The sequence below is a fragment of the Salipiger sp. CCB-MM3 genome (assembly GCF_001687105.1).
Taxonomy (GTDB): Bacteria; Pseudomonadota; Alphaproteobacteria; order Rhodobacterales; family Rhodobacteraceae; genus Salipiger.
On the sequence record NZ_CP014600.1, the window covers coordinates 200,090 to 222,528 of the forward strand.

Sequence of the window (22,439 nt, forward strand, 5' to 3'; positions counted from 1 at the left end):
AACTCCCTCGTTAACGCACGATCACCTTCGTTCCGGTCGCAACCTTTCCAAACAGATCGAGCACATCCGCATTGCTGAGGCGGAAGCAGCCCGACGTCTCGTATCCGCCGACGGTGCCGGCGGAGTTCGTTCCGTGAATGCGGTAGAGCGTGTCCTGCCCCCCGCGGTAGAGATAGATCGCCCGCGCCCCCAAGGGGTTATACGGTCCGGGCGGCACATAGCCCGGCAGCGACGGGTCGCGCTGGCGCATCTCGGAGGGCGGGCGCCAGCCCGGCCATTCCTCCTTGCGCCCGACATAGGTGGTGCCGGTCCAGCTAAAGCCCTCGCGCCCGATCGACACGGTGTAACGCTCTGCCTTGCCGCCGGGCAGCACCCGAATCAGCACCCGCTCGGTGTTCGAGATGACGATGGTCCCCGGCGCCTCGCCGCCGCCGTAGCGCACGATCTGCATGCTGCGCGGGCCGTGGCTGCGCGGCACTTTCGCGGACTCCGCGCGCAGCAGCGGCGCGGGCAAAAGCGTTACCACAGAGAGCGCCAAAACCCGGCGCCGCGAGAAGGCGCGCTGCGTCACGAGGAGACCTCCACCGACATCTGCACCGCCTTCATGTATTTGGTCAGCGCCTTGAGAAACCCGGAGCGCCGCGAGACATCGCTGGGCAAGACGCCGCGATCCATCGCCTGGCTGATCTGCCCCTGCGCCTGCGGCACAAAGTGGAAGGGCGTGTCTTCAAAGAGCTCCTTCAGGCGCTTCTTGCTGATGTGCTGACCAAAAAGATGCGTCTCATGCTTGTTGAACACCACATGCACCGGCACCTCGGCGCCGCGCAGGGCGCGGATACGCTCGATCAGATCCAGCGTGTGCTTGATCGCCGGAAGGTGCAGCTCGCTCACCAGCGTGAAGCTGTTGACCGCCGAGAACACATCCTCGCGCCACTCGGTCTCGTAATAGGGAATGTCGAGGAACGTGTGGTCATGCTCGACGCTCACCGCATCCAGCATCCGCAGCACCAACTCGTATCCGTTCAATTCCGTGTTCAGCTCGGGCCGTTTGAAGGAATAGAGGAAGAAGCCATTGGGGTGCTTCTTCTGGATCACCCGAATGAACTCCGCATCCACGCGGCGCGGCGCAGAGGCGACGCTGCCGAGGTTGAAGTCATTCATCAGGTTGATCGTATAGCCGCAGTTGCCCAGCGAAAAATCCAGATCGAAGAGCGCGACCGACCCCTGCTTCTTCACGAAATGGCTCGCCGCAAGATCGGCCATGCTCACCGCCAGCGTCGTCGCCCCCGCGCCGCCCACCGCCGAGATCACCGCATGGACGCGGTTGGTGGTGACCGACCGGCTGCGCATCGCCTTCTGGATGCTGTCGATCAGATCCCCCGCCTCCAGCGGCTTCGGCAGCCAGTCCTGCAGGTCGAGCGAAAACAGCCGCCGGGTCTCTTCGGGCGACAGCTGCGGCGAAATCACGATCAGCGGCAAGCCACCGGCCAGAGCCCGGATATCGTTCAGCACCGTAAGCTCCGCCTCCGCCAGCCGCGCCAGATTGACCACGATGAGATCGGCACCGCCGCCCGCAAGCTGCTCTTTGAGCCGCGAGGGATCGAGGGGCGAGATGACGATGCGCGGCGAGAATTCCACCAGCGCCTCGACCTCGCTCGGCTGCGCCCCCTCCCCGCTCAGCAGAAGCATTCGGGTCATCGGGATGTTGGCCATCGCCTTGGGGCTTTCCACGTTCATGTTCATGCCTCACAATCCTCCGGGTCAGCGCAACTGGACATGTCTTCGCTGGTGATCGTCACCGGGTGCGCGGGAATGGCGATTTGGCCGAGCCCCGGAATCAAGTCATCCAACAGAAAGAAGTCGAAGTTGAGGTTCCGTACCTCCAGCGTGATACTCAGGACCGGCCCGAACGGGCGGCCGACATAGCCGAGCCCCGACCGGTAATACGTGACGCGCAGGTTCTCCGCGCCGATGAAGGGCGCCACATCACACACACCCACAAGACCTGTGGTGAATGCTCCGCAGGCGTCGCCGCCGTTGAGCAGACGCCCAAGTTCGGTTGCGTCGCAGGCGGTGGTGCCTGCTCCACAGCTTATGGCCAACGCCTCATTGGGGGTCGGGTCGCCCTGCGAGACCGCGGTTTCGAAACTGTTGAGCGAAGAGATATCGGTCAGCGGCGTGGACACCGCCGCAAGACGGGCTCCGAGCTGCATGCCCTTCACGGTCTGGTTCCACTGGAACATCAGCGCGCCAAACTCGATCATCGCGCCGACGATCACCATAAAGACCGGAAAGATGATCAGCATCTCGGTCATCGCGAGGCCGGAGGTATCGGACAGAAATCCCGACAAGACCCGGCGCTTTTGCCGTTGTGTCACCATCCGATGTACCTCATCTCAACCGTGTGGCTGATGGTTATCGAGTCATCCAGCAGCGCCGAGAACATCGGCGAGCCAAAATAAGTGACCGTCCCACTCACCGTCACCCGCGGCATCAAGCTTGGGTCGCCCGGCAATGATGCATTCGTCGGAAGGGAGGCTTTGGCCGGATCGAAGCTGATCTCCTCTGCAGCGTCCCAGTTCGGCACGCGCAAACGCCCGCTGCCCGCCGGGTTGCCATAAAACGCGATGTTGCGGGCAACCGTCTCTGAGCAGAACATCTCGGCGCCGTTGATGTCCGAGCGGCAGCGCGACCAGTAGCGCGCGGCATCGCGCAGGCCCATCTGCATCTGCTGGCGCTCCCACAACACGTTGGAGAATTCCAGAAGACCGAACGACAGAAACATCAGCACGGGGAACACCATCAAGGCTTCGACGAGGACCGTGCCTCGCTCGTCCTTTATGAAAACCGCAGTTCCACGCGCAGACATTGCAAAAACTCACCTTCAAACAAACAGGTGCAAACAAACGAAAAAATCGAAGCGGACCCGGCTGCAAAATCTTGCCGGAGCCGCTGGTCTTATGGGGCGGCTCAGCCGCCGGAGCCCACCGTGGTCTTATAGGCGGCGGGCGGCCATGCTTCGAGTTCCTGGATCGCGGTGTTCGCCATCATCGCATCGCCCGATCGCGCCGCCGAGGTGTCCCAGTTGTTCAGGTAATCCGCCGAGCCGCAGGCCGAGAGCGTCAGACCCGCAAGGATCACGGCGAAGAGAGGCTTACTTCTTTGCAATGACGGCATCGTCGAACTCCAGATCAATCATGTGGCCATAGGGGCCGACAACGCCGGTGCCCTCGCGGAAGCGGCGCAGCAGGTCACGGTCGACCTCCAGCATGCCGAGCAGGAAAAGCTCGATGTCGTTGGACGAGCGGGTGTTGTCGAGCGGCGAGCGCAGCGGCGTGTCCGGACCCACCGGCGCCACCAGACGCGGCGTCACCAGGATCACCAGATCGGACTCGCGCTTTTCGAAGCTGCGCGAGCTGAACAGCGTGCCGAGGATCGGGATCTGCCCCAGCCACGGCACCTGATCGACGCTGCGCGCATTGTTCGCCTGCAGCAGACCGGCGATGGCAAAGCTCTGGCCGTTGCGCAGCGAGACGGTGGTCTCGGCCTTGCGCGAGATGAAAGCGGGCTGGCCGTTCACCGTGACCGAAGGGTCGATGTCGCTGACCTCGGGCATGATGCGCAGCGAGATCAGCTGATCGTCCAGCACCACCGGCACGAAGTTCAGCCGCACGCCGTATTCGCGATAATCGGTGCTCTGCACCGCGGTGCCGTTCTCGTTCACCTGCGCGACGCTGATCGGGACCTCGCCGCCGACCACGAAGTTCGCCTCGATGCCGCTGGTGGTCACCAGCTTGGGGTTGGCGAGGCGGCGGGCGAGGCCTTTTTGCTCCAGCGCGTTGATCACCACGTCGATCTGGAAGCCGGAGATCTCGAGCAGCTCGCCAACCGCCGAGCCGAAGGGTGTGCCGGACGTCGCGGCGATGCTGGCGCCATTGGTCTGAAAGGCGGTCTCGCCATTGTCGCGCGTCCCGGTCAGATCGACACCAAGGCTACGACCGGAATTGCGCTCGACCTCGAGGATACGCACGTCAAGCTCGACCTGCTGCGCGCTGGCCACCTTGATCGCGTCCACCACCGGGTCGGCGGAATATTGAGACGCGATCTGCAGGATGCGCTGGCGATCGACGTTGTCCTTGACGCTGCCGGAGACACGAATGCGGTTATTCACGTTCAGAACGTCGACGCGGGCACTGGGCACGGCGCGACGGATGACGTTCTCGAGGTCGCTGAAGTCCGCTTGCACGCGCACGTCAATCACCTCGAGAAGCTGCTTCTCGCTCGAATAAAGCGTGATATTCGTCAGGCCGGAGGTTTTGGCCTGAATGTAAAGAGAGTTGTCAGTCAGCGGAAAGACGTCGGCAATCTCTGTGTCGCCAATGACGATATCCGCGAAGGGTCCATCGGTATTGACCGTCAGCGTTGTGCTGGGTGCCAGAACCACCTTCGACACGGTGCCATCGTCGATATAGATGTCGCGGCTTTGTGCTGCGAGATCGTCAGGCGCGGCGATAAGCGCGAGGCTTCCCACTGCGGCGATGGCGGCGGCCTGCCGGGCGCGCCTGCTCGCCCTCTTCAAGATTGATATGCGCCGAGGCATTCGATCCCTCCCGTCTCTTTATCCTGCTCTGCCCTCCGACCTGCAGACTCTCGTTATTAGTTTTCTAGCTGGACTGACACCAACTCTGGCGCGAGCTGCGGGTCCACGCCATATGAGCCTGCAGAGCTCGGTTCGACCTTATACACGTCACGTCTTCCATTGCGGATCACGGCCACCGTCGCCTTTTTCGCGGGAACCGGGGGCGCAATCACGACACGCTCTACTATTTTCTCAACTTCGGTGGGTTCTGGCTTCTGAATTTTATCCTCGACGCTGGTCAGACGGTCGGAAATTCCGTCGAGTGTGCTTTTCAGCAACACCTCCATGGCATCCAGTTTCCGCGTCTCAACGCTCGGCTCGGCTTTCACGACCACCGGCGCCAGATCCTCGGCCACGTCGAACTCGGTAAGATCGGCCATGGTGATGCGGTCATTATTTTCGATATCGTTCGAGCCGACATTGCGCAGCGCCAGCGACAGGGTTCCGACATTTCCAGCCAAAACAAGCTTTTGCGCTTCGGTGGTGTTCACCTCAAAGGTCACCGTCCGCACCACGCTGGGCTTATCCTTGAGCTCGTCGGCGATCTGGTCGATGGCGAGAACTTTGACGCCCTGAAGCAGAATATCGACGAAAGACTGTTCCCCCCGTCCACCGCGGGTCAACATGACGTCGACGCGGTCGCCCGGCAGAACGAAGCCCGCGACACCGAGCACGTCGTTGACGCGGATCGAAACGGCCTTCATGCCGGGAGTGAGCGCGGTGGAAAGCTTTGCCCGCTGGCCGGGCAGCGTGATTTTCGTGGCGAGGATGGGCTCACCCGGAGCCATGGTGGTCAGCGCAAATCGCGCGGAGTTATCGTCATCTTGGCCGATCACATCCTCGATCGAGGTGAAGGAGCCTTCGGGCGTGATGTCACTGCTCCAGGCGATCGTGCGCAGCTTTGTCGCGCTCAAACGCTCCCCGAACGTAATTGGTTCGACAGCAACTACGACAGTCATCTCGGGTACAGACGGACTTTCGTGTCGCGTCTGGGAATTGAGGCGGCGCTGCTCTTGAGCGAGCCAGTCCCGTGCGCCATACACGGCAGCTCCCGCCAAGAGAACCGCTACGACAAGACTAAGAACCATTGAAAATTTCATCTAAACCACCCGCAAGAGACACAGACTAGAGGACGAAAATTTGCCTCCGACAGTCATAAGTATATGGAGACGCTTTCGAAAATATAATCAGCGCACTGTAGACCCTGCGACGTCCATCTAGGATGGCTCCCTAAACGCCGCAGGGCTAAAGTAGTTTTCCACTCACCACGAACGATATGCTCAAAACTGGCACGGAAGTGAGAGCGGGCCGAAGTTTGTATCACATTCTAGCGAACAGATTACCCACCAGCACCATCATCAGCAGCACCATACGCCGCGGCTGCGGCACCAGCGTTATCGCCATTCCACGGGTTTGAAATTTCTACTGTCGCCCAATCAGCCCATTGCGTCCAACCGTCGGAGAGAGCGGAGCCAAAGAATCCGACAGCCAAGATAACGCCGCCCACGAGCAGGCCAAGCAGAAGCAGATATTCGGTGAGAGCCAAGCCGTCTTCCTCATCACGCAGGCGACGGAAGGTGTTGGCGCAGTATGCAGAAACGATAGCGAAGTTCATAACTTTCTCCTGAAAATAACAGCACCCGAAATGAGCGCACTCATGAAACTCGACAGACTTCTAACTATTATTCTAAGGATGCGAATTCTTTGCCCCTTGCTCATGAAACTGCCACATTCAGCGGGATTCACAAAGAAATTATTTCGATATAGCGCGGATTCTCTCAAGAAAAGGGTTCTCCGGTGAAATTATCCTAGGCTAGAAAACAATCCTCAACTTCCACGGGTATCACAAAAGTCAATTCACCCGAATTTAAGCCCCAAAATAACCGCAATTCACCCCTGGGGTGTAATGAAACAGCGCATGACTCTCGTCAAAGCCCAAAAGGCCGCAATACGAATCGGATGAATATAAATAGGTGACTCAGCTTTTCAGCGCACGAGGACCGATTCTTCGCGAATGAAGGTCTCTAGCGTGCCATTGCCGCCGTATCCGGTGATATCAATCACCTCGACGTCGATGGTCATATCCATTCCCGACGCGTAGCTGATCATCGGCCGCGCCATGAAGATGCTGGCGTAGCTGTTGACCGGCAGGTCCGAGCGCCCGGTCTCGTCCGCGTTCTCGCCGCAGTCGATGATCGCCGCCACCAGAACGCGCGGGTCCGGATCGGTGACGATCTCGGAGCCGCCGCTGTTCCCATTCCCGTTGCCCTGCGCGAGGCAGAGCGCCTCGCCGGACTCGCCGGTCGGGGTCGGGTTGTCCTCATCGGCATCCCCGGGCGCGCGCACCTGATAGAGCGGCGTGGTCACGCCATCGACGGTGACATCGGTCGCCAGCTCGTACTGATAGACGTCGTAGCGCGAGGCATGGACCGAGCCCGGCCCGCTGTAGCCCTCGACGACGCCGGGAAACGAGCTTGGGATGCTGTCGTAATCGATGAAACCCGCGCCATAGTTGCGATCGAGATAGGTCTGGCCGGCCCATTCGCCGACACCGATATAGGCCCCGGCGACATCATCGCTGGTCACCAGCCCGCCGGTGTTCGGCGCGTTCATGGTCAGGTTGTCCGGCAGCCCATAGGCGGGATCGGTCACGCCGTTGGCGTTGAACCCGTCCGGCGTCCAGACATGGTCATCCCCGATCACCGCGCCATTGGCGAGCGAATTGCCCTGAATGACGCAGTCATCAATGTTGTTGCCCTGCGAGCCGGGCATGATGCCCTTGCGCACGTTCAGAGCCGTGCGCACGGTGAACCCGTCCTGCCCGTTGACGCTGCCGTTCTGATAAAGCCCGCCATACATGTCGAAACGGGCGTTGATCCCGGTGCGAACGCCGTTGCTGGCACCGGGCTTGGTCTCCACAAGTTCGGCGCTGTAGCAGGTGCGGTTGCGACGTCCGGCAAAGAAGTCATTGATCGACCGCGCGCCGCTACCCTGTGGCTCGGCATCGGTCGAAACATCGGCATCGCTCACATCCAGAAAGCCGAAGTTGCCGGGCATCGGTGTCTCATTGCCCGACGGATGCAGGCGGATCATCCGGCCATGCAGATCGCCGCGCTGAAACGCGATCTGAAGGCCGTCGCCCACGTAATTTCCGGAGGCGTCATACTCGAATGGGTTGCAGATGAAGAGCGGGGGGATGTCGCAGGCGGCGGATTCCGATTTCGCCACGGCGGTCGCGCCGACCGGCAGGCTGCCCACCGCCGCATCCTCGCCGCCCGAAAGCGTGGGAATGAGCGAGCCAAAGATCGTCTGAAGGTTCCGCGACTGCGCATGCACATAGACATATTGCGCGTCGGACGGATCGGTGGTGGCATGGTCGGTCAGCCAAGTGGCGGTGATCGGCGTCGTGTCGTCATCGGGAATGGCGTCGAGAAAGCGGACGAGAAACGGCGCGTCGGTCCCGTCATAGGCGATGTCGATGTGCAGCTCGTTCTCATCGTCCCGAACCGCAAGCATGCTGACCGAATTGTCGACCTGCGCCATCGCGCTGCGCGCACGGTCGAGCGCATCCGCGCCGCCATCCAGCTCGCGCGCGCCCGCCAGCGCGATCGCATCCGCCGCAGCCTGCAGATCGCCATGGGCGCTGTTGCCCCGTCCCGCATCGATGAGGATAAGTCCGAAGCCGAGAAAAACCGGCAGGAGAAGAAGAGAGAGGACAAGAATCGCCCCGTCTTCCGACTCGTGAAACTCTTTAAGCATCACACCTCCACAAACTCATTCAAGCGCTTAGCGAGCGAGGCAGAGCGACGCTGGCCGTGCAAATCACATATAAAACACGGAATACCTTACACGAGTTTTTGCATTTTTCAACCGATCCAGAGCGCCTGCACGATCAGAACCGGAACCGAGGCCAGCGCGAGCGGCACCCCATAGGGCACGCGCCCTTCGGTTTTCATGCGGGAGAACCAGCCGCCGAGTCCGCGCTCTGACTTCAGCAACCGGCTTATGAGGATCGCGATGTAGAGCAGGATCGACACCAGCATGAGCAGGATGGCGAAGGGCATCAGGCCGCTGGCGCCAAGCGAAAGGCCAAGTGGAAACATCAACTTGGCGTCCCCGGCGCCGAGCGCACGAAGCAGCCACATGACCAGCCCAAGCGCAAAGAGCAGGACACCGGCAAAGAGATCGCCCGTCCAGTCGGGAAACAGCAGTGCGCCCTGCGCCACGAGATAAAGCGCCAACATCGCCAGGACGGCGGCATTCGGGATGCGAAACTGCTTCGCATCCCGCAGCGCGATCCCCGCCATCAGCGCGGCCGCTGCAAGCTGCGCGATCAGCGAAAGCGTTGCCATAGCGCGCCCTGCCCGTCAGATGCCCCGCAGGTCTCCGGGCGCGCGCTTCGGCGAATTCACCGAGTTGCGCAGAAGTTCAAGATTGTTCGCCGTGACCGGGTTGGACGGATCCTTCTCGTAGGCGGCAAGGAAGTACTTCCGTGCAGCCACCAGCTCACCGCGCAGCAGCATCGAGTAGCCGTAGTTGTTCAGAAACTCGACGCGATGGCCGATCACCGGCTGAAGGCGGCGATAGGCGTAATCCGAGCGCTCGAACTGCCGCAGCATGTCCGAGCTTGCGGCAAAGCCCAGCCAAGCCGCCGTGTCGTCGGGCACCACGTCCAGCGCCTCTTTGAACATCTTGTAAGATTTACCGTAATTGCCGTCCCGGAACTGCATCTTGGCCGAAACCAAAAGCTGATCATCCGGATAAAAGCTCAGGCTCGAGGTGTCCTTCGTCGACAATGTCCGGTCGCTGAACGATGCATTCTCACACGCGCCAAGCGCCAGGATCATCGAAAGTGCCACGATCCTCTTCATACTACACTCCCTGTCTCACCTGTTCCCCATCCATCAAGGCTAAGGCGCGTCCCGGAGTTCACGAAAAGATATTCGGGTTGCGCAATCTTTATGAAAGCGGATGTTGCAAGTTATCCACAGGGAAGCGGCGACCACGCTCCCCCCCGGAGGAATGTCTGCCAAGAACGCTCACCCTGACCGCAACATCCACGACCGCCGTTCCATGCGGGACGGAAGCTCGGAGGTATAGCTGCGAAAGGCGTTCTGAAACTCCGAAACGAACTCCTTCAAAAGCACATTGTCCTCGGCTTTCTGAAGGTAGACCACGGAAAACTCGACGCGGATCACGTCGCGCAGCAGGCGAAACTCTATGCCCTCGTTCCAGTAGATCGCGGCAGTGATCGGATCGACGATCGAAAGCCCGTGACCGGCCCCGACCATCGAGCAGGCCGCCATCGACAAATGCGCCTCTCTGCCGAACCGACGCTCGACGCCCGCCGATTGAAAGAAGCGGTCGATCTCATAGCGGAACTGTGTCGCGCGCGGCAAGGAGATGAAGTCTTCGTCGGCGAAATCCGCCGCCCCGAGCACGTCCTTTTGCAGCAGGTGGTGGCCCTCGGGCAGCACCGCCAAGGCGTCGATCCCCGCGAGCGGAACCCGTTTCAGGTTCGGATGCGAGAACGGCCAGTCGACCAGCCCCACATCAACCTGCCCACGCTCGACCCATTCGATGATCGCATCCGATGAGGTCGCCATAAGCGGCACGTCGGTCTCGGGACGCGCGCCGGTGAAGGCGCCGATGAAATCGGGCAGGATCGAGAGATACAGCGACGGCATCGAGGCGACACGAAGACGTCCGCCGCGCCGGTTGCTCATGTTACGCACCGCCTGCGCGATCTGGTCGAGCCCGTGATAGTGCCGCTCGACCTCCTTAAAGAGCTTGGCCGCATCGGCGGTGGGCCGCAGCGTCCCGCCGCGCTTGCGCAGGAACAAAGTCAGCCCCGTCGAGTCCTCAAGATCGCGGATCTGACGGCTCACCGCAGGCTGGGTCAGACGCAGCATCTGGGCCGCCGAGTTGACCCCTCCGGTGAGCATAACGGCGCGGAATGCAGCAATTTGCTTCGATGTAGGCAAGACCGGTCCTTTGGATCAAAATGCAGGCAAAAGTGATAACATATATTCATAACTTAGGTAACCGAACTCATTTGATCTCGTAAATCCGAAAGATGCAGGCTGTGAGAAAATTATAACCGAACCAGGATCATAGACCGATCCGCTCACAGGGAGCTCATCAATGAGACATTTCGGCAAAACCCTCTCCGCCAGCCTCGCGCTGGTCACAATGGCCGGTGCGGCGCTGGCGCAGGACGACGTGCTTTACGTCGCCGGCCCCGGCGGTTCGATCGAACAGGCGCTGCGCGACACGGTCTTCCCGGCCTTCACCGAAGAAACCGGACTGCGGGTCGAATATGTCGCCGGCAACTCGACCGACACGCTGGCCAAGCTGCAGGCGCAGGCGGGCAATCAGCAGATCGACGTGGCGATGATCGACGATGGCCCGATGGCGCAGGCCGTCGCGCTGGGGTTCTGCCGCGATCTCGACCTTGGTGACATCAAGGACGACATCTACGACATCGCGCTGTTTCCCGACGGCAAGTCGGTGGCCTACGGGCTGCTTGGCTCGGGCATCGTCTACAACGAAGAGTATTTCGCCGATCAAGGCTGGGACGCGCCGACCTCGCTCGAGGATCTGACCGACGAGAAATACGCTGGCAAGCTGGTCATCCCGCCGCTCAACAACACCTATGGTGTGCTGACGCTGGTGCAGGTCGCCAAGATGCGTGGCGGCTCCGAGACCGACATCGAGCCGGGGTTTGCAACCTTCACCGATGAGATCGCGCCGAACGTGCTGGCCTTCGAGCCGTCGCCGGGCAAGATGACCGAGCTTCTGCAAAGCGGTCAGGCCGTGGTGGCGATCTGGGGATCGAGCCGTGCCAAAGCACTGGCCGACACTGGCTTCCCGGCAGCCTTCGTCTATCCCAAAGAAGGTGGCGCGGTGATCGGCACCGGCATTTGCCCGGTCGCAGGCGGCGCCGAAAAGCCCGAAGCCCTGACCTTCATCGACCGGATCCTCGAGCCGGAAATGCAGGTCGCCATCGCCAAGACATCGGGCCTCGCGCCGGTGAACCGCAAAGCGGAACTGGCGCCGGAATTCCAGGTCGGCATGCCCTACGGCGAAGAGCAGATCAATCAGCTGGTCACCGTCGATTGGCCGACGATCAACGAGAAACGCGCCGAGTGGAACGCCCGCTGGACGCGCGAAGTCGAGCGCTGAGCCCCGCGCCAATACCCAAGGCTGGCACCCTCTAGTGCCAGCCCTCCAGACCTGACAGCGACCGGAGGCGTTCGCGCCTCCGGACTCCACGTTCCTTTCCAGGCAATTTCATGACTACCTCTCCCTCCCTCGCCGCCTCCGATCTCTCGGGCTACTTCGAAGATCCCTGCGCACGCACAGACCCCGAGCTTCACGCGCTCATTGCCGGTGAATGCGATCGTCAGAGCCACAGCGTCGAGCTTGTCGCCTCCGAGAATTTCGTCTCCCGCGCGGTTCTTGACGCGCAGGGGTCGATCTTTTGCAACAAGACCGTCACCGGCGCCCCCGGGGCACGCTTTCACGCTGGCGCCGATTTCGCCGACGCTCTGGAACGGCTGGCCATGGCGCGCGCCTGCGAGGCGTTTGGCTGCTCCTTTGCCAACGTACAGCCGCATTCGGGCATTCAGGCCAATCTGGCGGTGTTCCGCGCCCTGCTGCAGCCGGGGGACAAGACCTTGGCTCTGGCCGGAGATGCCGGTGGTCACTTCAGCCACGGTGCGGACTCCAATCTCAGCGGCATGATGATCTCGGCGCATTTCTACGGGACCGACCGGGAGGGGCTGATCGACTATGAAGCGCTTGCGGCGCAGGCGCTGGAACTGCGGCCAAAGCTGATCGTCACCGGCGGCGCCGCCTACCCCCGCGCCATCGATTTCGCCCGGCTTCGCGGCATCGCCGACTCTGTTGGCGCGCTGCTGATGGCCGATATCGCGCATATCGCCGGTCTGGTCGCCGCAGGCATGCACCCCGACCCGTTCCCGCATTGCGATGTGGTGACCACCACGACCTATAAGTCGCTGCGCGGCGCGCGCGGCGGGATCATTCTGACCAATACCCCCGAGATCGCCCGCGCCTTGGAGAAAGCCACCTCGCCCGGCGTGCAGGGCAGCCCGCTGCTGCATGCGGTCGCAGGCAAGGCCGCCTGCCTCGGCGAAGTCCTCACACCCGAGTTTCGCGATTATGGCCGCCGCGTTCTGGAGAACGCCCGCGCGTTGGCTACGGCGCTGAGCGCCGGGGGCACCGATGTGCTGTGCGGCGGCACCGATACGCCGCTGGTGATCGCCGACCTGCGGCGCCGTGGCCTGCACGGGCAGCCGCTGGTGGAAAGCCTCGATCGCGCGAACATCACCTGCAACCGCAGCGAGATTCCGCATGACGCCACGGACCCGGCGCTGACCTCCGGGCTGCGCCTTGGCGTCTCCGCGATGACGACGCGCGGCCTCGGCACCGCCGAGATGGAGAAGATCGCCGGGTGGATCGGCCAGTTGCTCGATCTGCATCAGACAGGCGCGGACACCGGCGCGGCAGAGGCCGCCATCAACGCGGATTCGCGCGCGCTGATGGCCAAGTTTCCGCTCTACGCAGCGATGACCAGCACCACCAAAACCAAGGGGGCCGCATGAGCTATCTCGCACTCGACGACCTTGCGAAATCCTTCGGTGATTTCAACGCCGTTCGTGGCACCAACCTCGAGATCCGCGAAGGCGAGTTTCTCTCGCTGCTCGGCCCGTCCGGCTGCGGCAAGACCACCACGCTGCAGATGATCGCAGGGTTTCTTGCCCCGAGCCGCGGACGGGTGATGCTGCAGGGGCGCGACCTGACCCGCATGGAGCCGCATCGCCGCGGGCTGGGCATGGTGTTCCAGTCCTACGCGCTGTTCCCGCATATGACGGTGGCGGAAAACGTCGCCTTCGGCCTAGAGATGCGCCGCGTGCCCGCCGCCGAGCGCAGCCGCCGCGTCGCCGAAGTGCTTGAAATGGTTGGGCTGGGCGCTTTCGGCAACCGCTACCCGCGCCAGATGTCGGGGGGCCAGCAGCAGCGCGTGGCGCTGGCCCGCGCCATTGTCATCCGCCCGCCCGTCCTTTTGCTCGACGAGCCGCTGTCGAACCTCGATGCCAAGCTGCGCGAGCAGATGCAGGGCGAGCTTCTGACCATTCAGCGCGAGTTGGGAACGACGACCGTGTTGGTCACCCATGACCAGCAAGAGGCCATGGCCCTTTCGGACCGCATGGTGGTGATGAACCATGGGGTCGTTGAACAGGTTGGCGCGCCCGAGGATCTGTACGGAAACCCTGCCAGCGATTTCGTGGCACAGTTCCTTGGCCGCATCAATCTGCTGCCTGGACAACTGAGCACTGGCGCCGAGGGTCCTGTGCTGACCATCGGCGATGCCCGCTGGACGCTGCCGCCGCAGCAGGTCGCGGTGCAGAGCGCCGGGCCGGTCGCGGCGCGCATCCGCCCCGAGAACCTGCGGCTTGGCGCCGAGGGCATTCCCGGCGTCATCGCCCGGCGCACCTTTCAGGGCGCCTATTGGGTCTGCGAGATCACGCTGCCCCAGACCGGCAAGACCGGCAGCGGACACAGCCAGACGATCAGCGTGATCCATCCCAATGGCGGCGGCCCCTGCCCGAAACAGGGCGAAAGCGTTCGGCTCGTCGCAAATGCCTCGGACCTCTACGTCGTGGAGGCGACCGCATGAGTTCGGACCCGCATGCTGCCCCGATCTCGGAAAGCTGGACGGGACGCCTGCGCAGCCGCCTGACCGGACGTGGGCGCGCCGCCGGGCGCGCCTCCGGGCGCGCTTCCGAGGGTGCGGTGCCATGGGGCTGGGTCGGCCCATCGCTGGCGCTCTTCGCCGCGGCGCTGGTGATCCCGTTGATCATGACGCTGCTGCTCACCTTCTACAATTGGGCACCGATGGAGGGCATCACGCCGGGCTTCCACCTCGCCAACTGGCGCGAGGTGCTGTCTGACGAATACTTCATCGAGGTGTTTCTGCGCACCCTGCGCTTTGCCGCCCTGTCGAGCCTGATCTGTCTGGTCTTCGGCCTGCCGGAAGCGATCATCATCAGCCGCATGAGCCGGCGCTGGCGGCGCCTGTGCCTGCTGGTCATCCTCGGGCCGTTGCTGGTTTCGGTGGTGGTCCGCACGCTGGGCTGGACGCTGCTGTTTGGCGGCACCAACGGCATCATCAACCAACTGCTGATCTGGCTCGGGCTGATCAAATACCCGCTGCCGTTCATGTTCACCGAGACCGGCACGGTGATCGCGCTGGCGCATGTGATGATGCCCTTCATGGTGCTGGCGATCTCGGCGTCGCTGCAGCGCATTCAGCCGCAGGTCGAGGATGCCGCCGCCTCGCTCGGAGCGCCGCCACGGGTGGTGATGCGCAGGATCGTGCTGCCGCAGATCATGCCCGGGCTGCTGTCGGGAACAACCATCGTCTTCGCGATGGCGGCAAGCTCTTTCGCAACCCCGTCGATCATTGGCGGGCGCCGGCTCAAGGTCGCCTCGACCCTCATCCATGACGAGTTCACCAACACGCTCAACTGGCCGCTTGGCGCGGTGGTGGCGGTGCTGCTGCTGATCTCGCTCGTCACGATCATCGTCGCCTCCAACCGTCTGGTCGAGCGGCGCTATGCGGAGACTTTCAAATGAGACGCCACAACGGAGTTCTCGCGATCCTGTTCCACATCCTGTTCGTGGCCTTCATGCTGGGTCCGATCCTCGTGGTCTGCGCCGTCGCCTTCACCCCCAACGGCTATTTGTCCTTCCCGACCAGCGGCCTGTCGCTGCGCTGGTTCAAGCAGATCGCCGAATACCCCGAGTTCTTTCGGGCGGCGAAGACCTCATTGCTGCTCGGGACGCTCTCCTCGACGCTGGCCCTGGCGCTGGCGACCCCGGCGGCGCTTGGCATCGCGCGCCACCGCTTCCCCGGCAGAGGCACGTTCAGCGCGCTGTTCATGTCGCCGCTGATGATCCCTCAGGTGGTGCTTGGCGTCGCGCTGCTGCGTTTCTTCAATCAGGTTGGGCTGGCGGGCACGTTCGGCGGGCTGGTGCTGGCGCATATCATCATCATCTTTCCCTTCACCCTGCGCCTGACGCTGGCCTCTGCCATTGGCATGGACCCGCGGCTGGAACAGGCGGCAACCTCGCTGGGCGCGCCGCGGCACGTGGTGTTCCGCCGCGTGGTGCTGCCGATGGTGCTGCCGGGAATGGTGTCGGGATGGATCCTCGCCTTCATCCAATCCTTCGATGAGGTGACGATGACCGTGTTCATCGCGACGCCGGGAACCGAGACGCTGCCGGTGCGCATGTTCGCCTATATCACCGACAACATCGATCCGCTGGTCACTTCCGTCTCGGCCTGCGTGATCGCGGTGACCGCCGTGCTGATGGTGATCGCGGACCGGTTGTTCGGGCTCGATGCGATCTTGCTCGGCGATCCTGACGCCCGCCGCAAATGACCCCCCAAAAGGCCACAGCGCGCGCTTCGGCGCGGGCTGGGACAGAACGAAGCCCCAAAATTCACGAGGAAAAGATGACCTCTCCACGCAAGATGAAACTCGGCCTTTCGCTCCGCTACATGGGCTATCACATGGCAGCATGGCGCCTGCCCGACACGCCCGCCGACGGCGCGACGCATTTCGAGTATTTCCTCGAAAGCGCGCGCAAGGCCGAAGCCGCCTGTTTCGACACGATCTTCTTTGCCGATGGTCTGGCAGTGCGCGGCACCGACAAACCCGCCGGGGCGCTGTGCCGCGACATGAAGAACGTCGAGCTTGAGCCGCTGACGCTGCTCTCTGCCATCGCCGCCTGCACAAAGCATATCGGCCTCGTGGCGACCGCCTCGACCTCCTACAACGAGCCCTACCATATCGCCCGCAAATACGCCTCGCTCGACCACATCTCGGGCGGCCGCGCGGGCTGGAACGTCGTCACCTCTTGGTCGCAGCAGGAGGCGCATAACTTCAACCGCGACGAGCATCTGAGCTACGACGAGCGCTACGAGCGCGCCGAGGAATTCGTCAATGTCGTCTCTGGCCTCTGGGACAGCTGGGATGAGGATGCCTTCATTCGCGACAAGGACAGCGGCATTTTCTACGACGAGGCAGGCCGCCATGTGCTCGACCATCAAGGCCGGTTCTTCAAGGTGCGCGGGCCGCTGACGTCCGAGCGCACGCCGCAGGGCCGACCGCTGATTTTCCAAGCGGGCGCCTCCGAGTCTGGTCGGCGTCTCGGCGCTCGGGTCGCGGATGTGGTCTATGCCAACAGCCTGACCTTCGAGGACGCCAAGGCCTATTACGACGACATGAAAAAGCGCGTCGCCGCTTTCGGGCGCAAGCCGTCCGATCTGGCGGTCATGCCGGGCATCACGCTCTATATCGGGCGCACGCAGGAAGAGGCGCAGGCGAAGTTCGACGCGCTGCAGGAGCTGATTGATCCGGTGATCGGCCTCGGCGTGCTCTACCCGTTCTTTGGCGATCTGTCGCAGCACGACCCGGACGGCCCGGTCCCGGCCCCTTCGGCCAATGCCACGGTGCGCTCGATGGCCGACAACCTCTACAACCTTGCTCAGAGCCAGGGCCTCAGCATCCGCCAGCTTTATCAGCATGCCGCCTCGGCCAATTCCCAGCGATTCCTGATCGGCACCCCCGAAAGCATCGCGGATGACCTGCAGCACTGGGTGGAAAACGGTGCCGCCGACGGTTTCAACATCTGCCCCGCCGCGATGCCCAGCGGTCTTGATGATTTCGTCGAATTGCTGCTGCCCGAACTGCGCCGACGCGACCTCGTCCGCACCGAGTACGAGCAGGCAACGCTGCGCGGCAACTTCGGGCTTTCGGCGCCCGAGACCGGGGACATCCGCGCCCGCGACTATCTGGCAAGCGCGCCTGAGCCCGAGAAGGTGATGGGCTGATCAGCACCCCGCCACGCGCCGCGTGGCGGGGCTGTTTCACCATGGCTGTGTCGATCTTCGGGGGCGATCTCGCTGCCAGAGGTCTGGCACGGACATGATTGGGAGGTTTGCGGCCCTGCTCGGAGCTTTGCCGGGGGCCTCCACTGCGGCCCCATCAGGATGAAAGGATGACCTTTCATTTTGCATGAAACATGCATCATTTGCAGAACAGCTTTGCGGACGCGGGCATTGTGCTGCACTGCGGCATCTCCTAAATTTCCAGCACGGCGCAGAGATGTGCCTTTGGAATTTGCCGGGCTCTCTCCTCCTCCCTGAGCCCTGCATTTTAGCGGCGGCCCCTCTCCTCCTCCCTGGGGTCGCCGCGCTCCCCCTCCCCCTCCCCCTTGCCAGCGACCAAGTATTAAAGCCCGTCCAGCACGCGCCCCATCACCGCTGCCGTATCGCGCCAGCGCGGCAGGGCGCGGCCGAGCGCGCGGGAACGGGCGGCAAGATCCTCGCGCGTGGCGGGCGAGGTGAGCAGCTGGCGCAGGTGCTCGGCGAAGGCCTCGGGATCATCGGGGGGCGCCAGCAGCGCCGCATCTCCGACCGTACCGGGCACTGCCCCGGCGGCACAGGTGACGATGGGCAGCCCATGGCAGAGCGCCTCGGCCAGCGCCATGCCGTAGCCCTCGTAACGCGTGGCCAGCGCAAAGATCCGCGCGCTGCGATAGGCCTCGGCAAGCGCCGCATCGGGCAGTTCCCCGGCAAGCTCGACCCGCCCGCGCAGCTCCGTATCCTCGATCAGCGCGGCCAGATCGGCGGCATAATCTGCGCTATGGGTCTTGCCGACGATACGCGCGCTCCACGCAAGATCGGCGACCTGCGCCAGCGCCCGGATCAGCACGTCATGCCCCTTGCGCGGCGTCAGCAGGCCGACCGAGAGGATGCGCGGCCCGGCCTCGACGCGCGGCAGATCGCGCGGCCCGTCATAGCCCGGCAGCGCCACGGTGATCCGCGCGGGATCGGCCCCGAGGTCTATGTAAGTCTGCCGCGTGTGCGGGCTGGTGACGACGATCTCTGCCGCCAGCGACAGGTTCGCCCGCTCCTGCGCCAGCAGCTGCCGCGCGAGATCGGCAGGCAGCCCCTGCTCCATGCCCATGGGATGATGCAGCATCGCCACCACCCGGCAGCGCAGCCGGGCCAGCGCCTCGGGGCGCATGGCGGCAAAGACCAGCCCGTCGAGGATCAGCGGCTGCTCGGGCGGCAGCGCCTCCAACGCGCCCGAGACCTCGCGGCGCAGCGCCGTGCCCTGCTCCGCCGCCGCCGCCCCTGCGGGCAGCGCGATATGGCGCAGCTCGCGGCCTGTCGCTTGCAATTCCTCCAGCAGGCGGCGCTCGTAGATGAAGCCGCCGGTCTTCTGGCGGTGATCGCCGGGGATGGCAAAGCTGCAGGGTCTCATCGCGCAAGCTGCTCGGCGCTGGTGCGGGCCAGCACCGCACGTTCGAGCGCGGCCACCAGCGCATGCGCCAGCACCGCCGCCAGCCCGACGAGGGCGATGGCGCTCCACAGCATGCCGTAATCCGAGGTCGAAGCCACCGTCGCCATAAGCGCGCCGATGCCGCGCCCGGTCGCCAGCCATTCGGCGGTGGTGACGGCGAGGATGGCGGCGGGAATGGCCATGCGCGCCGAGGCGAAGAAGGCGGGCAGCATGGCGGGCAGCTGCGCGCCGATGAGACGGCGCAGCGGGCTGGCAGCATAGACCTCGAAGAGATCGAGCACCGCGCGCGGCGTGCGGGCGAGCCCGTGCTGACAGGCGATCAGCGTCGGGAAAAAGATCATCACCGCGACCACGGTGATGGTGCCCGCCGCGCCGCGCCCCAGCGCCCAGACGATCAGCGGCGCGGTGGCGATGATCGGGATCGAGCGCAGGGCGATCGACAGCGGGATCACCGCCCCCGCAAGACGCGGCAGCAGCGCCAGCAGCAGCGCGAGCCCCGCGCCCAGCCCCAGCCCGGCCAGATAGCCCGGTCCGGCCAGCGCCAACGTCTCGGCAAGCGCGCCGAAGAGCCGGGCGCGCTGCGCCTCGGCGCCCGGGCTGGTGAACAGGTAGCTCCAGACATCCTCGGGGCGTTTGGCGAAGAACCGCGGCAGGGCAAAGATCTCCATGCTGCCCTTCCAGATCAGCAGCGTGACACCAAGCGCCAGCAGCGCTTGCGCGGGCGCGTGCCAGACCCGGCGGCTGCGCGCCACGGGCGCGGCAATCAGCACTTCGGGCGGGGCAAGGTCGAGCCTGCGGCCAAGCGCGCCCACCGCCGCGAAGGCCAGCATCGAGACCCCGGCGGCGATTACTGCAATGGCCCATGTGGCGGGCGGGTCGAGCGCCCGCAGCGCCCGCACGGTCAGCACGCCAAGACCGCGCTCGGCGCCGGTGAACTCGCCGACCATCGCCCCGAGGAAGGCCGCAGGCGCGGCGATCTGCAGACCGGCCACCAGATAAGGCAGCGCCGCGGGCAGCCGCACCTCGCGCAGCGCGGTCATCCGCCCGCGCCCGTAGCTGCGCAGCAGATCGAACCAGCCCTGCGGCGCGGCGCGCAGCCCCACCAGCACCGGCAGAAAGGTGGTGTAATAGACCGCCAGCGCCGCCAGCGTCACCTGCGGGCCGGTGCCGGGCCCGTAAAGCACCCGCAGGATCGGCCCGGTGGCCACCAGCGGCAGGCAGAAGACCAGCAGCGCCAGCGTCGCCAGCAGCCGCTCGCCGCGCGGCAGCAGCACCGCCAGAAGCGCCAGCAGCACCCCCACAAGATTGCCCCAGACAAAGCCCTGCGCCGCCGCCGCCAGCGTGGTGCCGAAGGCCCGCCAGAGCAGCCCTGAATGGCGGGCCATATAGGCGGCGATCTGGCTCGGCGCGGCGATGATGAAACTGCCTGCGGTGGCGCGGGCAAGGCCCTCCCAGATCAGCAGCCCCAGCATCAGGCCCAGCAAAATCCCCAGCCCGCGCGGCAGCGGGCGGGGCAGGCGCAGGGCGGCGGGGCCTGCGCTCATTGCGCCGCGACGCTTTCGGGATATTGGTGATCGCGCAGGGCCTCCGTGACCTCGGTGCAGAGCGCGCGGAACGCCTCGGACGCCAGCACCTCTGGCCCGCGCGGGCGCGGCAGCGGCACCGGGATGTCGGCGGCGACGCGCGCCGGGCGCGGGGTCAGCACAAGGATACGGTCCGACAGGCGCACCGCCTCGGCCACCGAATGGGTCACCAGAACCGAGGTCGCGCCGCGCGCCTCCCAAAGCGGCGGCAGTTCGGTGTTGAGCCGGTCGCGGGTCAGCGCATCGACGGCGGCAAAGGGCTCGTCGAGCAGCAAAAGCTCGGGCTCTCCGGCCAGCGCGCGGGCTATGGCGGCGCGTTGGCGCATCCCCCCCGACAGTTCCGCCGGGCGGCGGCGCTCGAAGCCCGCAAGCCCGACCAGCGAGATCAGCTCGCGGATCATCTCGGGGTCACGCGGCTTGCGCGCCAATGCCCGCCCCAGTGCGATATTGCCCTCGACCGTGCGCCACGGCAGCAGCGCCGCGTCCTGAAAGGCCACCGCCAGCCCGGCGCGCTGGCGCAGATCGTCGGGGCTTTCGGCGCCGATGGTGATCCGGCCCTCGCTGGGCGGCTCGAGCCCGGCGATCAGCCGCAGCAGCGTCGACTTTCCGCAGCCCGAGGGACCCACAAGCGCGGTCATCTGCCCGCCCGCGAGGGTCAGATCGACCGGCGCCACAGCCTCCACAGGGCGGCCCGCCGCGGCAAAGCGCTTGGCCACCCCGGCAAGCACGATATCGGGGCGCGCGGTCATCCCCCCGCACGCGCCCGCAAGCTGGCGCGGCGCGGCCTAGCCATGGACCTCTTCCAGGATCGAGCGGTCCCAGAGATCGGGTGAGACCGGCTTGCCCAAAAGCTCCAGCGTTTCCACATTGGCGGCGACGGTCTCTTCGGTGAACCAGCCAAAGCCCTCGGCCTCGGTCAGATCCGAGAACATCAGCGGCACCTGCCGCTCGGCCTGCAGCTTCTGCGTCGCAAGATCGAGCCCCGCGTCGGGGAACATCTCGACGGTCAGCTCCGCCGCGGCCTCGGGGTCTGCATGATAGTCCTGCCAGCCCATGACCTCGCCCTTCATCAGCGCCACAAGCTGGTCGCGGCGGTTGGCAAGGCTGTCTTCAGTGGCGATATAGGTCTGCGAATGCACCGCATAGCCATGATCGGCGAGCAGCATGGTGACGCTCTCGACGCCCTGCATCTCCATCGCCACGGGCAAATCGGTGGCCCAGCACAGCAGGCAATCCACCTGCCCCTGCACCAGCGGCGCGGCGTCATATTGCGTCGGCACCACTTCGATCCCGGCGATATCCACGCCGTTGATCGTGCAAAGCGCCTCGAGCACCGGAGTATTGGCCAGCGCCATGCCGATCTTTTTGCCGACCAGATCGGCGGGGCTGTTCACCGGGTTGTCGGGCAGCGAGGCGATGGCGAACGGGTTCTTCTGCATGGCGACGCCGATGATCTTAAAGGGCGCGCCTTGGTTCACCGCAGCGGCGGTGTAATCGGCCGCCGAGATGCCGACCAGCGCCGTGCCCGCCACCACCGGCGGCTCGACCGGCGCATTGGGTCCGCCCGGCAGCAGCGAGACCTCGAGCCCCGCGTCGCTCCAATAGCCGTTCTTCTGGGCAATGTAGCTGCCGCCGAATTGCACCGAATGCAGCCACGACAATTGCAGGGCGACGGCGTCCTGCGCCCGCGCCCGCTGCGGCGTCAGCAGTGCAGCCCCGGCGGTGGACAGGGCGCCTCCAAGAAACAGGCGGCGTGTGGGTGTCAGAAATTGCATGGGACCCTCCCGGTTTGAAATGAGACTAGGCTAATCATGG

Annotated in this window: 22 protein-coding genes; 6 read left to right on the top strand and 16 right to left on the bottom strand. The window is 64.3% G+C overall.

The genetic code is table 11. The features are described from left to right. Window positions 1-10: 10 nt before the first annotated feature. The 12 genes from AYJ57_RS25145 to AYJ57_RS25195 all read right to left on the bottom strand — a co-directional run bounded on the left by AYJ57_RS25145 (window position 11) and on the right by AYJ57_RS25195 (window position 10,551). Entirely contained in the window at window positions 11-571 is a 561-nt protein-coding gene (locus tag AYJ57_RS25145) for a L,D-transpeptidase (RefSeq protein ID WP_066112395.1), read from the bottom strand. Continuing rightward, window positions 568-1,743 carry an AAA family ATPase gene (locus AYJ57_RS25150; protein WP_066112398.1) on the bottom strand — a complete coding sequence of 392 codons (1,176 nt, stop codon included), beginning with the start codon at window positions 1,741-1,743 and terminating at the stop codon, window positions 568-570. Before AYJ57_RS25150 ends, AYJ57_RS25145 begins: the two co-directional genes overlap by 4 nt. Beyond that, window positions 1,740-2,381, bottom strand: coding sequence for a TadE/TadG family type IV pilus assembly protein (locus AYJ57_RS25155; RefSeq protein ID WP_066112400.1), 642 nt, complete (start codon window positions 2,379-2,381; stop codon window positions 1,740-1,742). The genes AYJ57_RS25150 and AYJ57_RS25155 overlap by 4 nt, the downstream gene beginning before the upstream one ends. Next, complete coding sequence (locus AYJ57_RS25160; protein WP_066112402.1) at window positions 2,375-2,869, bottom strand: TadE/TadG family type IV pilus assembly protein; 495 nt, start codon at window positions 2,867-2,869, stop codon at window positions 2,375-2,377. Before AYJ57_RS25160 ends, AYJ57_RS25155 begins: the two co-directional genes overlap by 7 nt. Window positions 2,870-2,970: 101 nt before the next feature. Beyond that, window positions 2,971-3,168, bottom strand: a complete 198-nt coding sequence (locus AYJ57_RS26105) for a hypothetical protein (protein ID WP_157374405.1) — start codon at window positions 3,166-3,168, stop codon at window positions 2,971-2,973. Then, window positions 3,155-4,600 carry a type II and III secretion system protein family protein gene (locus AYJ57_RS25165; RefSeq protein ID WP_442974965.1) on the bottom strand — a complete coding sequence of 482 codons (1,446 nt, stop codon included), beginning with the start codon at window positions 4,598-4,600 and terminating at the stop codon, window positions 3,155-3,157. The genes AYJ57_RS26105 and AYJ57_RS25165 overlap by 14 nt, the downstream gene beginning before the upstream one ends. 56 nt (window positions 4,601-4,656) lie before the next feature. Next, the gene (gene cpaB, locus AYJ57_RS25170; RefSeq protein WP_083191554.1) at window positions 4,657-5,739 is read right to left on the bottom strand and encodes a Flp pilus assembly protein CpaB; all 1,083 of its coding nucleotides are present in this window, start codon (window positions 5,737-5,739) and stop codon (window positions 4,657-4,659) included. 239 nt (window positions 5,740-5,978) lie between these two features. Continuing rightward, window positions 5,979-6,254 carry a hypothetical protein gene (locus AYJ57_RS25175; RefSeq protein ID WP_066112407.1) on the bottom strand — a complete coding sequence of 92 codons (276 nt, stop codon included), beginning with the start codon at window positions 6,252-6,254 and terminating at the stop codon, window positions 5,979-5,981. Window positions 6,255-6,625: 371 nt separating this feature from the next. Next, window positions 6,626-8,398, bottom strand: coding sequence for a pilus assembly protein TadG-related protein (locus AYJ57_RS25180; protein ID WP_066112410.1), 1,773 nt, complete (start codon window positions 8,396-8,398; stop codon window positions 6,626-6,628). Between the two features lie 107 nt (window positions 8,399-8,505). After that, window positions 8,506-8,991 carry a prepilin peptidase gene (locus AYJ57_RS25185; protein ID WP_066112412.1) on the bottom strand — a complete coding sequence of 162 codons (486 nt, stop codon included), beginning with the start codon at window positions 8,989-8,991 and terminating at the stop codon, window positions 8,506-8,508. A 15-nt stretch (window positions 8,992-9,006) separates the two neighbouring features. Then, window positions 9,007-9,510, bottom strand: a complete 504-nt coding sequence (locus tag AYJ57_RS25190; RefSeq protein ID WP_066112414.1) for a tetratricopeptide repeat protein — start codon at window positions 9,508-9,510, stop codon at window positions 9,007-9,009. 168 nt (window positions 9,511-9,678) lie between these two features. Then, window positions 9,679-10,551: a LysR substrate-binding domain-containing protein gene (locus AYJ57_RS25195; protein WP_237220296.1), complete on the bottom strand. Its 873-nt coding sequence runs from the start codon at window positions 10,549-10,551 to the stop codon at window positions 9,679-9,681. 232 nt (window positions 10,552-10,783) lie between these two features. Here AYJ57_RS25195 and AYJ57_RS25200 point away from each other — a divergent pair, with 232 nt between their 5' ends. From AYJ57_RS25200 to AYJ57_RS25225, 6 genes are all read left to right on the top strand, one after another. Next, window positions 10,784-11,824 carry an ABC transporter substrate-binding protein gene (locus AYJ57_RS25200; protein WP_066112419.1) on the top strand — a complete coding sequence of 347 codons (1,041 nt, stop codon included), beginning with the start codon at window positions 10,784-10,786 and terminating at the stop codon, window positions 11,822-11,824. A gap of 110 nt (window positions 11,825-11,934) precedes the next feature. Beyond that, window positions 11,935-13,266 (top strand): serine hydroxymethyltransferase, encoded by a 1,332-nt coding sequence (gene glyA / locus AYJ57_RS25205; protein WP_066112422.1) that lies wholly within the window; start codon window positions 11,935-11,937, stop codon window positions 13,264-13,266. Next, the gene (locus AYJ57_RS25210; RefSeq protein WP_066112424.1) at window positions 13,263-14,342 is read left to right on the top strand and encodes an ABC transporter ATP-binding protein; all 1,080 of its coding nucleotides are present in this window, start codon (window positions 13,263-13,265) and stop codon (window positions 14,340-14,342) included. The genes glyA and AYJ57_RS25210 overlap by 4 nt, the downstream gene beginning before the upstream one ends. After that, window positions 14,339-15,301 (top strand): ABC transporter permease, encoded by a 963-nt coding sequence (locus AYJ57_RS25215; RefSeq protein ID WP_083191555.1) that lies wholly within the window; start codon window positions 14,339-14,341, stop codon window positions 15,299-15,301. The genes AYJ57_RS25210 and AYJ57_RS25215 overlap by 4 nt, the downstream gene beginning before the upstream one ends. Then, window positions 15,298-16,110, top strand: coding sequence for an ABC transporter permease (locus tag AYJ57_RS25220; RefSeq protein WP_066112427.1), 813 nt, complete (start codon window positions 15,298-15,300; stop codon window positions 16,108-16,110). Before AYJ57_RS25215 ends, AYJ57_RS25220 begins: the two co-directional genes overlap by 4 nt. Window positions 16,111-16,184: 74 nt before the next feature. Beyond that, a complete protein-coding gene (locus AYJ57_RS25225; protein ID WP_083191556.1) occupies window positions 16,185-17,564 on the top strand; it encodes an LLM class flavin-dependent oxidoreductase in 1,380 nt (459 codons plus the stop codon). A gap of 400 nt (window positions 17,565-17,964) precedes the next feature. On the opposite strand, the gene AYJ57_RS25230 is transcribed toward AYJ57_RS25225, so the two are convergent. From AYJ57_RS25230 to AYJ57_RS25245, 4 genes are read right to left on the bottom strand one after another with little or no spacing between them, the layout of a single operon-like run. Beyond that, complete coding sequence (locus tag AYJ57_RS25230; RefSeq protein WP_066112433.1) at window positions 17,965-19,002, bottom strand: glycosyltransferase family 4 protein; 1,038 nt, start codon at window positions 19,000-19,002, stop codon at window positions 17,965-17,967. Beyond that, complete coding sequence (locus tag AYJ57_RS25235) at window positions 18,999-20,585, bottom strand: ABC transporter permease (protein ID WP_066112436.1); 1,587 nt, start codon at window positions 20,583-20,585, stop codon at window positions 18,999-19,001. Before AYJ57_RS25235 ends, AYJ57_RS25230 begins: the two co-directional genes overlap by 4 nt. After that, window positions 20,582-21,373 carry an ABC transporter ATP-binding protein gene (locus AYJ57_RS25240; RefSeq protein WP_066112439.1) on the bottom strand — a complete coding sequence of 264 codons (792 nt, stop codon included), beginning with the start codon at window positions 21,371-21,373 and terminating at the stop codon, window positions 20,582-20,584. The genes AYJ57_RS25235 and AYJ57_RS25240 overlap by 4 nt, the downstream gene beginning before the upstream one ends. Window positions 21,374-21,409: 36 nt before the next feature. Beyond that, complete coding sequence (locus AYJ57_RS25245) at window positions 21,410-22,399, bottom strand: ABC transporter substrate-binding protein (protein WP_066112442.1); 990 nt, start codon at window positions 22,397-22,399, stop codon at window positions 21,410-21,412. Window positions 22,400-22,439: the final 40 nt, after the last annotated feature.

Bases quoted from the DNA above. Each gene is read 5' to 3' on its own strand.
- AYJ57_RS25175 (WP_066112407.1), bottom strand. From the start codon at position 6,254: ATGAACTTCGCTATCGTTTCTGCATACTGCGCCAACACCTTCCGTCGC.
- AYJ57_RS25180 (WP_066112410.1), bottom strand. From the start codon at position 8,398: ATGCTTAAAGAGTTTCACGAGTCGGAAGACGGGGCGATTCTTGTCCTC.
- cpaB (WP_083191554.1), bottom strand. From the start codon at position 5,739: ATGAAATTTTCAATGGTTCTTAGTCTTGTCGTAGCGGTTCTCTTGGCG.
- AYJ57_RS25235 (WP_066112436.1), bottom strand. From the start codon at position 20,585: ATGAGCGCAGGCCCCGCCGCCCTGCGCCTGCCCCGCCCGCTGCCGCGC.
- AYJ57_RS25220 (WP_066112427.1), top strand. From the start codon at position 15,298: ATGAGACGCCACAACGGAGTTCTCGCGATCCTGTTCCACATCCTGTTC.
- AYJ57_RS25185 (WP_066112412.1), bottom strand. From the start codon at position 8,991: ATGGCAACGCTTTCGCTGATCGCGCAGCTTGCAGCGGCCGCGCTGATG.
- AYJ57_RS25200 (WP_066112419.1), top strand. From the start codon at position 10,784: ATGAGACATTTCGGCAAAACCCTCTCCGCCAGCCTCGCGCTGGTCACA.
- AYJ57_RS25165 (WP_442974965.1), bottom strand. From the start codon at position 4,600: ATGCCTCGGCGCATATCAATCTTGAAGAGGGCGAGCAGGCGCGCCCGG.
- AYJ57_RS25155 (WP_066112400.1), bottom strand. From the start codon at position 2,381: ATGGTGACACAACGGCAAAAGCGCCGGGTCTTGTCGGGATTTCTGTCC.
- AYJ57_RS25215 (WP_083191555.1), top strand. From the start codon at position 14,339: ATGAGTTCGGACCCGCATGCTGCCCCGATCTCGGAAAGCTGGACGGGA.
- AYJ57_RS25240 (WP_066112439.1), bottom strand. From the start codon at position 21,373: ATGACCGCGCGCCCCGATATCGTGCTTGCCGGGGTGGCCAAGCGCTTT.
- AYJ57_RS25245 (WP_066112442.1), bottom strand. From the start codon at position 22,399: ATGCAATTTCTGACACCCACACGCCGCCTGTTTCTTGGAGGCGCCCTG.
- AYJ57_RS25160 (WP_066112402.1), bottom strand. From the start codon at position 2,869: ATGTCTGCGCGTGGAACTGCGGTTTTCATAAAGGACGAGCGAGGCACG.
- glyA (WP_066112422.1), top strand. From the start codon at position 11,935: ATGACTACCTCTCCCTCCCTCGCCGCCTCCGATCTCTCGGGCTACTTC.
- AYJ57_RS25230 (WP_066112433.1), bottom strand. From the start codon at position 19,002: ATGAGACCCTGCAGCTTTGCCATCCCCGGCGATCACCGCCAGAAGACC.
- AYJ57_RS25150 (WP_066112398.1), bottom strand. From the start codon at position 1,743: ATGAACATGAACGTGGAAAGCCCCAAGGCGATGGCCAACATCCCGATG.
- AYJ57_RS25190 (WP_066112414.1), bottom strand. From the start codon at position 9,510: ATGAAGAGGATCGTGGCACTTTCGATGATCCTGGCGCTTGGCGCGTGT.
- AYJ57_RS25225 (WP_083191556.1), top strand. From the start codon at position 16,185: ATGACCTCTCCACGCAAGATGAAACTCGGCCTTTCGCTCCGCTACATG.
- AYJ57_RS25210 (WP_066112424.1), top strand. From the start codon at position 13,263: ATGAGCTATCTCGCACTCGACGACCTTGCGAAATCCTTCGGTGATTTC.
- AYJ57_RS25195 (WP_237220296.1), bottom strand. From the start codon at position 10,551: ATGCTGCGTCTGACCCAGCCTGCGGTGAGCCGTCAGATCCGCGATCTT.